The organism is Cronobacter sp. 153480017-3, assembly GCF_053627815.1.
Window position 1 is genome coordinate 111,252 of record NZ_JBSEYN010000002.1, and the last position, 12,985, is coordinate 124,236.

Genomic DNA, 12,985 nt, shown 5'->3' on the forward strand with positions numbered 1-12,985 from the left:
TGCCGTTAATCCATTGATGAGATTAAGGAAAATCTATTCAGGCGCAGAGAAAATAAATAATCCGTTATGGAATGTAAAGCGGCAAATTGCATAACGATTAAAGGCCGCCACAAGAAGGGCGGCGAACAAGGAAAGTCTTAAGCGCTGATATATTCCGCCGGGGGATTATTAAGTAGCGCTAAAAAGTGATGCACCAGTCGGGGTTGTACCGCTTCGAGGTTTGCGCCAGCAGAAAGGGCGCTAACCTGCGTCATTTCCATTCCGGCGTACCCGCAAGGATTAATTCGTAAAAACGGGCGTAAATCCATATTAATATTAAGTGCAAGCCCGTGAAACGAGCAGCCTTTACGAATACGCAGCCCCAGCGAACAGATTTTTTTACCGTCGACATAAACGCCAGGCGCGTCTGGCCGAGGGTAGGCGTTAATATCCCACTCTGCAAGCGTATTAACCACGGTCTGTTCCAGCAGTGTTACCAGTTCACGCACGCCGAGCTTACGGCGTCTGAGATCCAGCATTATATACATGACCTGCTGTCCGGGCCCGTGATACGTCACCTGACCACCGCGATCGCTCTGGATGACGGGAATGTCGCCCGGCATCAGCACATGCTCTGCCTTGCCGGCCTGCCCCTGTGTAAAAACCGGGGTATGCTCGACCAGCCAGATCTCATCCGGGGTGGTTTCAACGCGTTCGTCGGTAAACTGATGCATTGCCTGCGAAACGGGTTCATAAGGTTGAAGCCCGAGCTGGCGAACGATGATTTTTTCCTGAAGCAAAACGGCGTCTCCGAAGAGAGAAGGTGCGGGGAGTATATCACGAAGAGACGTTACCCGGACGCGGCCGGGTAACGGGGATCACAGTACCATACGCACGATGTCGATATCACCGAGTTCTTCATAGAGCGTTTCCACTTGCTCAATATGCGTCGCGTTGATGGTGATAGAAACGGAGTGGTAATTACCTTTGCTGCTCGGTTTGACCTGCGGCGTGTAGTCGCCAGGAGCGTGGCGCTGCACTACCTCGACGACCAGATCGACCAACTCAGGCTTCGCCAGGCCCATCACTTTGTAAGTAAAGGGGGTCGGGAACTCAAGCAGTTCGTTAAGTTTGGTTTTCATGTCAGCTCCAGCGTTACGTCAAAAAATAATAACTCCCGCCGAAGCGGGAGTTGCATTGATGCTTAGTATATGGGGATGAAAGTCAGGCTTTCAAGTGGTCATTAATTAACCAAACCAGTGGTGGAACATCAGCTTGATGTAATCGATGATGCGACCAAAGAAATTGCCTTCCTGAATCTCTTCCAGCACGACCAGCGGGCGCTGCTCGATGGTTTTCCCGTCCAGCTGGAAGTTAATGGTGCCGACCACCTGGTTTTTCGCGAGCGGCGCGTGCAGCTCGGAAGTGTTCAGCACGTAGCTCGCTTTCAGATCTTTCATGCGACCGCGCGGGATGGTCAGATAGATATCTTTATCCACGCCCAACGAGGCGCGGTCGTTATCGCCAAACCACGCCGGCTCAGACGCAAACTCTTTCCCGGCTTTCAGTGGGTTCACAGTTTCGAAGAAGCGGAAGCCCCAGGTGAGCAATTTTTTACTTTCGGCTTCGCGGCCTTTGAACGTGCGACCGCCCATCACGGCGGAGATAAGGCGCATCTGGCCTTCGGTGGCGGACGCGACCAGGTTATAGCCCGCTTTATCGGTGTGGCCGGTTTTAATGCCGTCCACGTTCAGGCTGTTATCCCACAGCAGGCCGTTACGGTTGGTCTGGCGGATGCCGTTAAAAGTGAACTCTTTCTCTTTATAAATAGAGTATTCGTTCGGCACGTCGCGGATCAGCGCCTGGCCAATCAGCGCCATGTCGCGCGCCGAGCTGTACTGGCCATCCGCATCAAGACCGTGTACGGTCTGGAAATGGGTGTTTTTCAGACCAAGCGCGGTGACGTAGCTGTTCATCAGGCCCACAAACGCGTCCTGGCTGCCCGCTACGTAATCGGCCATCGCCACGCAGGCGTCGTTACCGGACTGCAGGTTAATGCCGCGGATCAACTGGGAGACCGGCACCTGCATACCTGGCTTCAGGAACATCAGGGATGAGCCTTTGAAGACCGGGTTGCCGGTGGCCCAGGCGTCGTTGCCGATAGTCACCAGATCGGACTCTTTAAATTTACCTGCTTTCATCGCCTGACCGATGACGTAGCTGGTCATCATTTTGGTCAGGCTCGCCGGATCGCGGCGCGCGTCAGCGTTCTGCTCCGCCAGCACTTTCCCTGAGTTGTAATCGATGAGGATGTAAGCTTCCGCGTCGATCTGCGGCACGCCTGGGATCATCGTTTTGATATTGAGGTCGTCGGCATGGGCGGCGGTGGAAAGGGCTGCGACAGAAAGCGCCGTGGTAACGGCGAGACGCTGCATAAAACGAACGGAGAAAGTGGTCTTCATGGTCTGAACAACGACATCCGTGATGAGTGAAAAAAAGTGCCTTACTATAGCAAATGCCTTATGGGCTGGCATCCGACTTTGCGCATGACTTTGTTAACGGTCTTTACCGTAACTGACAAAGCGGCAGGCCAGCCCGGCCTGCAATTATTGGGCGACAGTAATGAACGATTGTACCTGGGCTTCGCTCTGCAAACGCTGCTGGAGCGAGGCCGCCTGCGTTTTGCTGGCGAACGGCCCTAACTGAACGCGATAGACCGCGCCGTTCTGGCTGACGCGTCCTGGCACGGAAAACTGCTGGCTCAGCTTTTGCTGCCACTGCGCGGCGCGCGCGCTGTCGCTGACGGCTCCAACCTGGACGACGTAATTACCAGCCGCACTCGCAGGGACGCTGGCGGCAGGTGCAACGCTACCCTGCACGGAGCCTGGCGCGGTTACCGGCGCGTTACGGGTGGCAGGCGCGGCAAGCTGTGCGGGTTCAGATGCGGGTTGCGCGGCGGTACTGTCAGTGGTCGGCTGTGCCGTGGCGGCAGGCGGTGTAGCTTCCGGCGTTGCGCTTTCCAGCACGCCCGAGGCCAGCGTCGTCGGCGCGCCTAAAAAGCCGCCGCTTTTCACCGGCGCGCCGGTGGCGTCATCGCTTTGCAGCGTATCGTTGCTCACCGGGCGAATATCGCCCTGCGGCGCGGCAGGCTGGGGGGCAGAAGAGACGCTGCCGAGGCCGCCGCTTAAATCCGGACGCGCCGGCAGCGCATACGTCTGTTTCGCGACCGTTGTACAGGCCATGCCTGGCCCTGAGAGCGAGCCGTCCGGCGCGACAATAATCGGGTCGATACGTACTTTGGTGTTGTTTGAGGTATTCAGACGATCCGCCGCCGCGCGGGAGAGCGAAATCACGCGGTCGTTGCCGTAAGGGCCGCGGTCGTTAATGCGCACGACAATCATGCGACCATTGGCGAGGTTAGTAATGCGCGCGTAGCTCGGCACCGGCAGGGTAGGGTGCGCGGCGGTGAGTTGCATCGGGTCGAACGGCTCGCCCGAGGCGGTCAGATTGCTGTCTGGCTCCGCGTCATAGATAGCGGCAAGGCCCGCCTGGCTGAAGCGCGAGAGATCCTGAACGATGGTGTAGCGCTTACCGTCGCGCTCATAATCGCTGTTTACGGAGGGATTCAGCTGTTCGTAGCGAGGCTCCGCGCCGCTTATCTCAACGACGGGGCCGTTGCAGACCGGCTGCTGTGGCGCTACGCTCGCCTGTTGTTGCCCTTCGTTATTGACGCCGCAGGCGGTTAATAACCCTGCGGCGATGCAGACGCCAATCCACTGCTTACGCATTGCGAACCTCTTATACGCTCTTCGACAACATTTTCCTGTGGGTATGGATCGACATGACGATGCCAAACCCTGCCATGAGTACAATGAGGGCGGAGCCCCCGTAGCTGACCAGCGGCAGCGGAACGCCCACCACCGGTAAGATACCACTCACCATACCAATATTCACAAACACATAAACGAACAGAATCAGCATCAGGCCGCCGGCCATGACGCGCCCGAAGGTCGTCTGGGCGCGCGCGGCAATCCACAGCCCGCGCATAATCAGCAGGACATAGAGCGCCAGCAGCACCAGTACGCCAACAAGCCCCAGTTCTTCAGCAAGAACCGCGAAGATAAAGTCGGTATGGCGTTCCGGCAGAAACTCCAGCTGGGACTGTGTGCCATGCAGCCAGCCCTTGCCGCGCAGGCCGCCTGAGCCAATGGCGATTTTCGACTGAATAATATGATAGCCCGCGCCCAGCGGATCGCTCTCCGGATCCAGCAGCATCATCACGCGCTGACGCTGATAGTCATGCATCAGGAAGAACCAGAGAATGGGTATAAACGCCGCGATAAGCACCACCGCGATGCCGATCACACGCCAGCTTAAGCCGGAGAGGAACAGCACAAACAGGCCGGAGGCGGCGATAAGAATCGAGGTGCCGAGGTCAGGCTGCGCGGCCACCAGCAGCGTCGGCATGAAAATCAGCACCAGGGCGATGCCGGTATTTTTAAGCGTTGGCGGGCAGACGTCGCGGTTAATAAAGCGCGCCACCATCAGCGGCACGGCGATTTTGGCGATTTCCGAGGGCTGGAAACGCACCACGCCGAGATCGAGCCAGCGCTGCGCCCCTTTGGATATCGCCCCGAAGGCGTCCACCGCGACCAGCAAAATAATACAGACGATGTACAGATAGGGCGCCCAGCCTTCGTAGACGCGCGGCGGGATCTGCGCCAGCACGATCATAATCACCAGGCCCATCATAATTTGGCCGATTTTGCGCTCCATCATGCCGATATCCTGCCCGCTGGCGCTCCAGATTACCATCGCGCTGTAGAAACAGAGCGCCAGGATTATCAGCATCAAGGTTGGGTCGAGGTGGATTTTATCCCACAGCGACTTTTTATTCGGATTGTCGGTCATCTTATCGATCCTCCGCCGCCGCCGTGGCGGGGTTTTCCGTCGGCAGTTCGGTGTTATTGTCCCCGAGCATAATGTGGTCGAGGATTTGACGCATGATGGTCCCCACTGCCGGGCCCGCGCCGCCGTTTTCCAGGATCATCGCCACCGCCACCTGCGGGTTATCGTAAGGCGCGAACGCGGTCATCAGCTTGTGGTCGCGCAGACGTTCAGCAATGCGGTGCGCATTATAGGTTTCGTTGGCTTTAAGCCCGAAGACCTGCGCAGTACCGGATTTCGCGGCGATTTTATAGGGCGCGCCAGCAAAATATTTGTGGCCGGTGCCGTTGGCGCGGTTGGCGACGCCATACATGCCGTCTTTGGCGATTTCCCAGTAGCCTGAATGAATATCGCCGACCGGCGGCTGTTCCGGCTGTTTCCACGGCACTTTCTGACCGTTCACCACCGTCGTCATCAGCAGGTGCGGCACTTTGACCACACCGTCGTTTATCAGGATCATCATGGCTTTGTTCATCTGTACCGGCGTGGCGGTCCAGTAGCCCTGGCCGATCCCGACCGGAATAGTGTCGCCCTGATACCACGGTTTTTTAAAGCGTTTCATCTTCCATTCGCGCGTCGGCATGTTGCCGGAGCGCTCCTCGGAGAGATCGATACCCGTCAGGCTGCCGTAGCCGAACTTGCGCATCCACTCAGAAAGCCGGTCGATGCCCATGTCGTAAGCGACCTGATAGAAGAAGGTATCTGCAGATTCTTCCAGTGATTTCGTGACGTTAAGCCGCCCGTGGCCCCATTTTTTCCAGTCGCGGTAGCGCTTCTCAGAGCCAGGCAGTTGCCACCAGCCGGGGTCGAACAGCGACGTGTTGCGGTTAATGACGCCCGCGCTCAACGCGGAAACCGCCACATACGGCTTCACGGTAGATGCCGGAGGGTAGACGCCCTGCGTGGCGCGGTTAATCAGCGGCGTGTTCGGGTCGTTAAGCAGGCCGGAGTAATCTTTGCTGGAGATACCATCCACGAACAGGTTCGGGTTGTAGCTTGGCATCGACACCATCGCCAGAATACCGCCGGTACGCGGATCGGTGACAACCACCGCGGCGCGGCTGCCCTGCAGCAGCGTTTCGATATAGGTTTGAAGCTTGAGATCGAGCGTCAGGTAGATGTCGTGGCCCGCCTGCGGCGGCACTTCTTTCAGCTGGCGAATGACGCGCCCGCGGTTGTTAACTTCAACCTCTTCATAACCGGTCTGGCCATGCAGGACATCTTCGTAATAGCGCTCAATGCCGAGCTTGCCGATATCGTGCGTGGCGGCATAGTTGGCGAGCTTGCCGTCTTTATCAAGGCGTTCGACATCTTTATCGTTAATCTTCGAGACGTAGCCGATAACGTGCGTCAGCGCCGCGCCGTACGGGTAGTAGCGGCGCTTATAGCCTTTGACTTCCACGCCGGGGAAGCGGTACTGGTTCACCGCAAAGCGCGCCACCTGCACTTCCGTCAGGTTAGTTTTCACGGGAATCGATGTAAAGCGGTGCGAGCGCGCGCGCTCTTTTTTGAAGTTCGCGATGTCGTCATCGTTGAGATCGACCACCGAGCGCAGCGCCTCCAGCGTATCCTGCACACTGTCTACCTTTTCAGGCATCATCTCTATCTGGTAGATAGTGCGGTTCAGGGCGAGCGGCGTACCGTTACGATCGTAGATAATCCCGCGGCTTGGCGGGATCGGCACCAGTTTGATGCGGTTTTCGTTGGAGCGGGTCTGATAGTCGTTAAAACGCAGGATCTGTAAGTGATAGAGGTTGACGATCAGAATCCCGGTCAGCACCAGGATGCCGGCAAAAGCGACCAGCGCCCGACGCACAAAGAGCGCGGACTCAGCCGTATAATCGCGAAAGGAATCCTTGAGTTTCATCCGCTGCTTAACTTACCTGTGGTGGTTATTCACGATGATACGGGTGATTAGTGGTAATACTCCAGGCGCGGTAGAGACTCTCCGCGACAATCACACGTACCAGCGGATGGGGCAGGGTGAGCGCGGAAAGCGACCAGCTCTGTTCCGCCGCCGCTTTGCAGGCATCGGAAAGCCCTTCCGGCCCGCCGATAAGCAGGCTCACATCGCGGCCGTCTTGCTTCCAGCGCTCAAGCTCGCGGGCCAGCTGCGGCGTATCCCACGGGCGCCCCGGAATATCGAGCGTTACGATGCGGTTTTTCCCCGCCGCTGCCAGCATCATTTCGCCTTCTTTATCCAGAATGCGTTTGATGTCAGCGTTTTTGCCACGCTTCCCCGCCGGGATCTCAATGAGCTCGAACGGCATATCTTTAGGGAAGCGGCGCAGATATTCGCTGAAACCTGTCTGCACCCAGTCGGGCATTTTTGTGCCAACGGCGACCAACTGAAGCTTCACGCCTTAACCCCAGAGCTTTTCCAGCTCATACAGGTGACGGCTCTCTTCCTGCATGACGTGCACAATCACATCGCCGAGATCGACGACGATCCAGTCGGCGGCGTTTTCGCCTTCAACGCCGAGCGGCATCATGCCCGCTTTACGGGATTCCTGAACGACATGATCGGCGATAGACATCACGTGACGGCTGGAGGTGCCGGTGCAGATAATCATACAATCTGTAATGCTGGATTTGCCTTTAACATCAATGGCGATGATATCCTGGCCTTTAAGATCGTCGATTTTATCAATGACAAAATCCTGGAGTGCTTTACCCTGCAAGTTTTCCCCCTGGGAATGTGAACCACAGATGACGCCGTATGCGCCATCGGATAATCGATACGAGTACAGCGCCGCGTAATGCGGGCGGGCTGCGCTCAGAAGTGGGCTATCATCCCACCGCAGGCAAGAGTTTGCATCGCCATTTTTGTAAAACAATTTCAGAAAGGCGGCTTGCGGCGGGAAATATCTGGCAGCGGAGGATAACAGTATCGCCCGTTGTGTCAATGCCTGTGCCACAATCGGTTCAGCATGCGTCAGCAGAAGCGCGCCACGGGACGCATGAGTTCATGATCTTTCTTTATATTACGCCGGACGATAAAGCGCGTGCCGCTGGATGTACGCCAATACCGCAGGCGGCAGCAGGTCGTCGCACGATTGATGACTGGCAAGACGCGCGCGGATGTCCGTCGCGGAAATCGGGTAGAGCGGGGTGTCTGCAAGATAGATTTTCCCGGCGGGCTCGCGGTGAAGCTCATCGACATGGCGAGCAAGACGAGGCGCTAACCAGCGCTGGTCTTCGTCGGTTTTCATCTCAACCGGATAACCAGGACGACGACAGACCAGCAGGTGGCAGCACGCCAGCAGCGCCTCGTAGTTATGCCATGTGCGCAGCGTCAGCAGAGAATCCTGGCCGATGATAAACGCCAGCGGCGCGTCCGTGCCTGCCTCAAGGCGCAACTGCGCCATCGTTTCGCTGGTCCAGGAGGGCGTGGCGCGCTGCAGCTCACGGGTATCCAGGCGAAACAGCGGATGACCGGCAATCGCCAGCTCCACCATCGCTTTACGCTGAAGGCTGCTGGCGCCAGGCTGCGGGCGATGCGGCGGCACATTGTTTGGCAGTATCGTCACCTGCGTCAGTTTCACTTCTCTGGCGAGCGCTTCTACGGCGCGCAGATGGCCGTAATGAATGGGGTCGAACGTACCGCCATACCAGGCCTGAAGTGCAGGGGTGCGGTCAGTCATCGATAAACACTCCGGCCAGCGCTTTGTGGCACAGCACCAGCGAGAGGCTTTCCAGCTCCGGCCAGACGTTCTGACCGTAATCCTGTTTGAGCGTGATCTCGCACTGTGTCAGCAGGCGCACCGCCTGCCAGAGCCTGTCGTCGCTCAGGCGCGAGAGCGCCTCGCTGATAAGCGCGCGACGGTTCTGCCAGACGCGATGTTGATCGAAGAGCGCGCGCAGCGGTGTGTTTGCCGACTGGCGTTTGAGCGTGACCAGCGTCAACAGCTCGCGCTGTAAAGTGCGCAGCAGAATCACCGGCTCGGCACCTTCCTGCCGTAACTGCTGAAGAATATGCAGCGCGCGTTTGCTTTTCCCCGCCAGCAGGGCATCAACCCAGTGGAATGGTGTAAAGTGCGCGGCGTCGTTAACCGCCTGTTCAACGCGCGGCAGCGTCAGTTTGCCATCCGGCCAGATAAGCGACAGTCGCTCCAGCGCCTGGGCAAGCGCCAGCAGGTTGCCTTCGTAGCAGTAGCAGAGCAGCTGACAGGCGGCGTCATCGAGTTGCAGATTCATCTGCTTGGCCCGGTTTGCGACCCAGCGCGGCAGTTGCGCCTGCTCCGGCGTCTGGCAGGTTATCTGCACGGCGCGGTCGGAGAGGGCCGTTATCCAGGCAGCGTTTTCTTGGGCTTTCGTGAGTTTGTTGCCGCGTACAATCAGCAGCAGATCGTCATGCAGCAGGCTGACCAGCGTGGCGAGCTGTTCGTTAATGGCCGCGTTAGGGCCGTTCTCCGGCAGCGCCAGTAAAAGCGTCTGGCGACTTGCGAACAGACTCATCGCCTGACAGAGCGAGAAAATCGCCTGCCAGTCGGTGCTGACATCAATAATAAAGCGGTGATGCTCTTCAAATCCGTGGGCCTGCGCCTGCTGATGAATGGCGTCCTGGCTTTCCTGGAGCAGCAACGGATCGTTGCCGAGCACTAAATAGGCCGCGCGCAGCCCTTCGTTGAGCTGCGCGCGGAGTTGTTCAGGGTAAAGCCGTAGCATTACTGAACGGGGAGCGTGGTGGAAACGCGACCGCTGTCTGGCGTCGCTGCACTGGAGGGCGCGCTGGTCGCCTGTGATGCATCGCGGGTTTGCGACTCATCGCGTGCGTGAACCGCCACCAGTTTGCGGATCAACTGTTCAGCGGCTTTGTCATACATCTCCTGAACGATGATACTGCGTTCAGCCGACTTCGCCAGCGCCGTCAGCGGGTTATCAAAGAACGAGCGATACACGCGGGCGTTGATCGGATAGATATCATGGCCCGGGATCAGCACGGTGGCGTTAACTGTCATCACCATCTGATACTCCGCGGTACGACCGTTCTGGAAGACCGAGGCGGTATCCTGAGAAATACTCGAGCTGCCGATACGCAGCGACGGAATATCCTGACGAACCGAGCTCGCCTCGACAATCTCCACGCCGTTCAGACGCAGCTGGTTACGCACCGCGCGCGTCAGTGGGCCGTTCGGATCGCCGGAATTAAGGATTAATGTATGCATTTGCTCCGGCACCTGCGTGGTATTGCGCAGATGCCAGCCGCAACCGGCGGTGAGCATCACCGCCAGGCCTACAAACAGAGTAATCAGATGTCGCACGCTTCCTCCTGCGCTTAGCCCACAACCAGGTTAAGCAGTTTACCCGGTACGTAAATCACTTTACGCACGGTCACGCCGGCGAGGTATTTCGCCACCAGATGTTCCTGAGCGGCGCGCTCGCGCACCTGCTCTTCGGTCGCGTCAGCCGCCACGGTGATTTTACCGCGCACTTTACCGTTGACCTGAACGACGACCAGCGTCGTATCTTCCACCATCGCGCTGTCGTCAGCCTGCGGCCACGGCGCGTTGTCGATATCGCCTTCGCCTTTCAGCTCCTGCCAGAGCGTAAAGCTGACGTGCGGGGTGAACGGGTTGAGCATACGCACCACGGCCAGCAGCGCTTCACGCATTAAGGCACGATCCTGCTCGCCTTCCTGCGGCGCTTTCGCCAGTTTGTTCATCAGTTCCATGATGGCGGCGATAGCGGTGTTAAAGGTCTGACGGCGGCCGATATCATCGGATACTTTCGCGATGGTTTTATGAACGTCGCGACGCAGCGCTTTCTGATCGTCGTTCAGCGCATCGACATTCAGCGCTGGCGCGTCACCGAGCGACGTGTGCTCGTACACCAGACGCCAGACGCGTTTCAGGAAGCGGTTTGCGCCTTCTACGCCGGACTCCTGCCATTCGAGCGTCATATCCGCCGGAGAGGCGAACATCATGAACAGACGCACGGTATCCGCACCGTAACGCTCAACCATCTCCTGCGGGTCGATGCCGTTGTTTTTGGACTTCGACATTTTGCTCATGCCGGTATACACCAGCTCATGGCCCGCGGCGTCGCTCGCTTTCACGATGCGGCCTTTTTCGTCGCGCTCGACGATGGCGTCTTTCGGGGAAACCCAGTTACGTTCGCCATTCGCGCCCACGTAGTAGAACGCGTCCGCCAGCACCATGCCCTGACACAGCAGCTGTTTCGCCGGTTCGTCAGAGTTCACCATGCCCGCATCGCGCATCAGCTTGTGGAAGAAGCGGAAGTAGAGCAGGTGCATGATGGCGTGTTCGATGCCGCCGATATAAATATCGACCGGCAGCCAGTAGTTGGCGGCTTTTTCGTCCAGCATGCCTTCTTTGTACTGCGGGCAGGTGTAGCGCGCGTAGTACCAGGAGGATTCCATGAAGGTGTCGAAGGTGTCGGTTTCACGCAGCGCAGGCTGACCGTTAACGGTGGTTTTCGCCCATTCCGGGTCTGCTTTAATCGGGCTGGTGATGCCGTCCATGACCACATCCTCCGGCAGGATAACCGGCAGTTGATCGGCAGGCGTCGGCATAACGGTGCCGTCTTCCAGGGTCACCATCGGGATTGGCGCGCCCCAGTAACGCTGGCGGGAAACCCCCCAGTCGCGCAGACGATAGTTCACTTTGCGCTCGCCCACGCCTTTCGCGGCGAGTTTGTCGGCAATGGCGTTAAAGGCGGCTTCAAAATCAAGACCGTCAAACTCACCGGAGTTGAACAGCACGCCTTTTTCAGTGAGCGCTTGTTCGCTCAGATCCGGCGCGGTGCCTTCTGCGGTCAGGATAACTGGCTTAATCGGCAGGCTGTATTTGGTCGCGAATTCATAGTCGCGCTGATCGTGACCCGGAACGGCCATGACGGCACCGGTGCCATATTCCATCAGCACGAAGTTCGCCGCCCATACCGGGATAGCTTCGCCGGTCAGCGGGTGAATCGCTTTCAGGCCCGTATCGACGCCTTTTTTCTCCATCGTCGCCATATCGGCTTCAGCAACTTTGGTGTTGCGGCATTCGGCAATGAAATCGCCCAGCGCCGGGTTAGCGGCTGCCGCGGCCTGCGCCAGCGGATGACCCGCCGCCACGGCCAGATAGGTGACGCCCATAAAGGTGTCCGGACGGGTGGTATAAACCGTCAGCTTTTCGTCGCTGTTCTGGACGTCAAAGGTGATTTCTACACCTTCAGAGCGGCCAATCCAGTTGCGCTGCATGGTTTTAACGGTATCCGGCCAGTGATCGAGCTTATCGAGATCGTTTAACAGCTCGTCGGCATAGGCGGTGATTTTAATAAACCACTGCGGGATCTCTTTACGCTCGACTTTGGTGTCGCAGCGCCAGCAGCAGCCGTCGATAACCTGTTCGTTGGCAAGCACGGTCTGGTCGTTCGGGCACCAGTTCACCGCAGAGGTTTTCTTATACACCAGGCCCTTTTTGTAGAGCTCGGTGAAGAACTGCTGTTCCCAGCGGTAATATTCCGGCGTACAGGTCGCCAGCTCGCGGCTCCAGTCATAGCCGAAGCCCAGCATTTTGAGCTGGTTCTTCATGTAGTTGATGTTGTCGTAGGTCCACGGGGCCGGCGCGGTGTTGTTTTTCACCGCCGCACCTTCCGCCGGCAGGCCGAAGGCGTCCCAGCCGATGGGCTGCAGCACGTTTTTACCGAGCATACGCTGGTAGCGCGCAATCACATCGCCGATGGTGTAGTTACGAACGTGGCCCATGTGTAGTCGGCCAGAAGGATAGGGAAGCATCGACAGGCAGTAATACTTCTCTTTGCTCTCGTCTTCGGTCACTTCAAATGTGCGCTTCTCTTCCCAGTGAAGCTGTACTTTGGATTCTATCTCTTCCGGGCGATATTGCTCTTGCATGGCAGCCAGTAGTCCTGTTTTCAATACAGCTACAAATGTAGCCTTAACGTGTGTTATTTCAGATCCGCATAGCATAGCCGATTAGACCGCCGCACAACAGCCTTTCAGCGGAGGGGGCGCGAATAAGGAAATACAGGCTTTTACACGGCGCTGTGCGCTGGCTGACAAAGCGCTGCGGGATTAACGTCTACAATAAGA

Annotated in this window: 12 protein-coding genes; all 12 read right to left on the minus strand. The window is 57.7% G+C overall.

Annotated elements, in window-relative coordinates; genetic code table 11:
- Positions 1-137: 137 nt before the first annotated feature.
- The 12 genes from lipB to leuS all read right to left on the minus strand — a co-directional run bounded on the left by lipB (position 138) and on the right by leuS (position 12,787).
- Positions 138-779 (minus strand): lipoyl(octanoyl) transferase LipB, encoded by a 642-nt coding sequence (gene lipB, locus ACUW6V_RS04990; RefSeq protein WP_454038085.1) that lies wholly within the window; start codon positions 777-779, stop codon positions 138-140.
- A gap of 78 nt (positions 780-857) precedes the next feature.
- On the minus strand, positions 858-1,121 hold the full coding sequence (gene ybeD / locus ACUW6V_RS04995) for a DUF493 family protein YbeD (protein WP_004387210.1): 264 nt from the start codon (positions 1,119-1,121) through the stop codon (positions 858-860).
- Between the two features lie 105 nt (positions 1,122-1,226).
- Entirely contained in the window at positions 1,227-2,441 is a 1,215-nt protein-coding gene (gene dacA / locus ACUW6V_RS05000; protein ID WP_004387209.1) for a D-alanyl-D-alanine carboxypeptidase DacA, read from the minus strand.
- 144 nt (positions 2,442-2,585) lie between these two features.
- Positions 2,586-3,767, minus strand: coding sequence for an endolytic peptidoglycan transglycosylase RlpA (gene rlpA, locus ACUW6V_RS05005; protein WP_032990159.1), 1,182 nt, complete (start codon positions 3,765-3,767; stop codon positions 2,586-2,588).
- Between the two features lie 10 nt (positions 3,768-3,777).
- Entirely contained in the window at positions 3,778-4,890 is a 1,113-nt protein-coding gene (gene mrdB, locus ACUW6V_RS05010) for a peptidoglycan glycosyltransferase MrdB (protein ID WP_007848231.1), read from the minus strand.
- Between the two features lies 1 nt (position 4,891).
- Positions 4,892-6,793, minus strand: a complete 1,902-nt coding sequence (gene mrdA, locus ACUW6V_RS05015; protein WP_004387206.1) for a peptidoglycan DD-transpeptidase MrdA — start codon at positions 6,791-6,793, stop codon at positions 4,892-4,894.
- 25 nt (positions 6,794-6,818) lie between these two features.
- Positions 6,819-7,286, minus strand: coding sequence for a 23S rRNA (pseudouridine(1915)-N(3))-methyltransferase RlmH (gene rlmH / locus ACUW6V_RS05020; protein ID WP_012125372.1), 468 nt, complete (start codon positions 7,284-7,286; stop codon positions 6,819-6,821).
- A gap of 3 nt (positions 7,287-7,289) precedes the next feature.
- Positions 7,290-7,607 carry a ribosome silencing factor gene (rsfS, locus tag ACUW6V_RS05025; RefSeq protein WP_004387204.1) on the minus strand — a complete coding sequence of 106 codons (318 nt, stop codon included), beginning with the start codon at positions 7,605-7,607 and terminating at the stop codon, positions 7,290-7,292.
- A gap of 303 nt (positions 7,608-7,910) precedes the next feature.
- On the minus strand, positions 7,911-8,570 hold the full coding sequence (gene nadD, locus ACUW6V_RS05030) for a nicotinate-nucleotide adenylyltransferase (RefSeq protein WP_454038086.1): 660 nt from the start codon (positions 8,568-8,570) through the stop codon (positions 7,911-7,913).
- The gene (gene holA, locus ACUW6V_RS05035) at positions 8,563-9,594 is read right to left on the minus strand and encodes a DNA polymerase III subunit delta (protein WP_007900527.1); all 1,032 of its coding nucleotides are present in this window, start codon (positions 9,592-9,594) and stop codon (positions 8,563-8,565) included. Before holA ends, nadD begins: the two co-directional genes overlap by 8 nt.
- Positions 9,594-10,190: an LPS assembly lipoprotein LptE gene (gene lptE / locus ACUW6V_RS05040; RefSeq protein WP_004387201.1), complete on the minus strand. Its 597-nt coding sequence runs from the start codon at positions 10,188-10,190 to the stop codon at positions 9,594-9,596. Before lptE ends, holA begins: the two co-directional genes overlap by 1 nt.
- 14 nt (positions 10,191-10,204) lie before the next feature.
- Positions 10,205-12,787 (minus strand): leucine--tRNA ligase, encoded by a 2,583-nt coding sequence (gene leuS / locus ACUW6V_RS05045; protein ID WP_007848251.1) that lies wholly within the window; start codon positions 12,785-12,787, stop codon positions 10,205-10,207.
- Between the last annotated feature and the right edge of the window lie 198 nt (positions 12,788-12,985).

Coding starts and splice junctions, on each gene's coding strand:
- nadD (WP_454038086.1), bottom strand. CDS start 8,570: ATGACTGACCGCACCCCTGCACTTCAGGCCTGGTATGGCGGTACGTTC.
- rlpA (WP_032990159.1), bottom strand. CDS start 3,767: ATGCGTAAGCAGTGGATTGGCGTCTGCATCGCCGCAGGGTTATTAACC.
- leuS (WP_007848251.1), bottom strand. CDS start 12,787: ATGCAAGAGCAATATCGCCCGGAAGAGATAGAATCCAAAGTACAGCTT.
- mrdB (WP_007848231.1), bottom strand. CDS start 4,890: ATGACCGACAATCCGAATAAAAAGTCGCTGTGGGATAAAATCCACCTC.
- holA (WP_007900527.1), bottom strand. CDS start 9,594: ATGCTACGGCTTTACCCTGAACAACTCCGCGCGCAGCTCAACGAAGGG.
- mrdA (WP_004387206.1), bottom strand. CDS start 6,793: ATGAAACTCAAGGATTCCTTTCGCGATTATACGGCTGAGTCCGCGCTC.
- ybeD (WP_004387210.1), bottom strand. CDS start 1,121: ATGAAAACCAAACTTAACGAACTGCTTGAGTTCCCGACCCCCTTTACT.
- dacA (WP_004387209.1), bottom strand. CDS start 2,441: ATGAAGACCACTTTCTCCGTTCGTTTTATGCAGCGTCTCGCCGTTACC.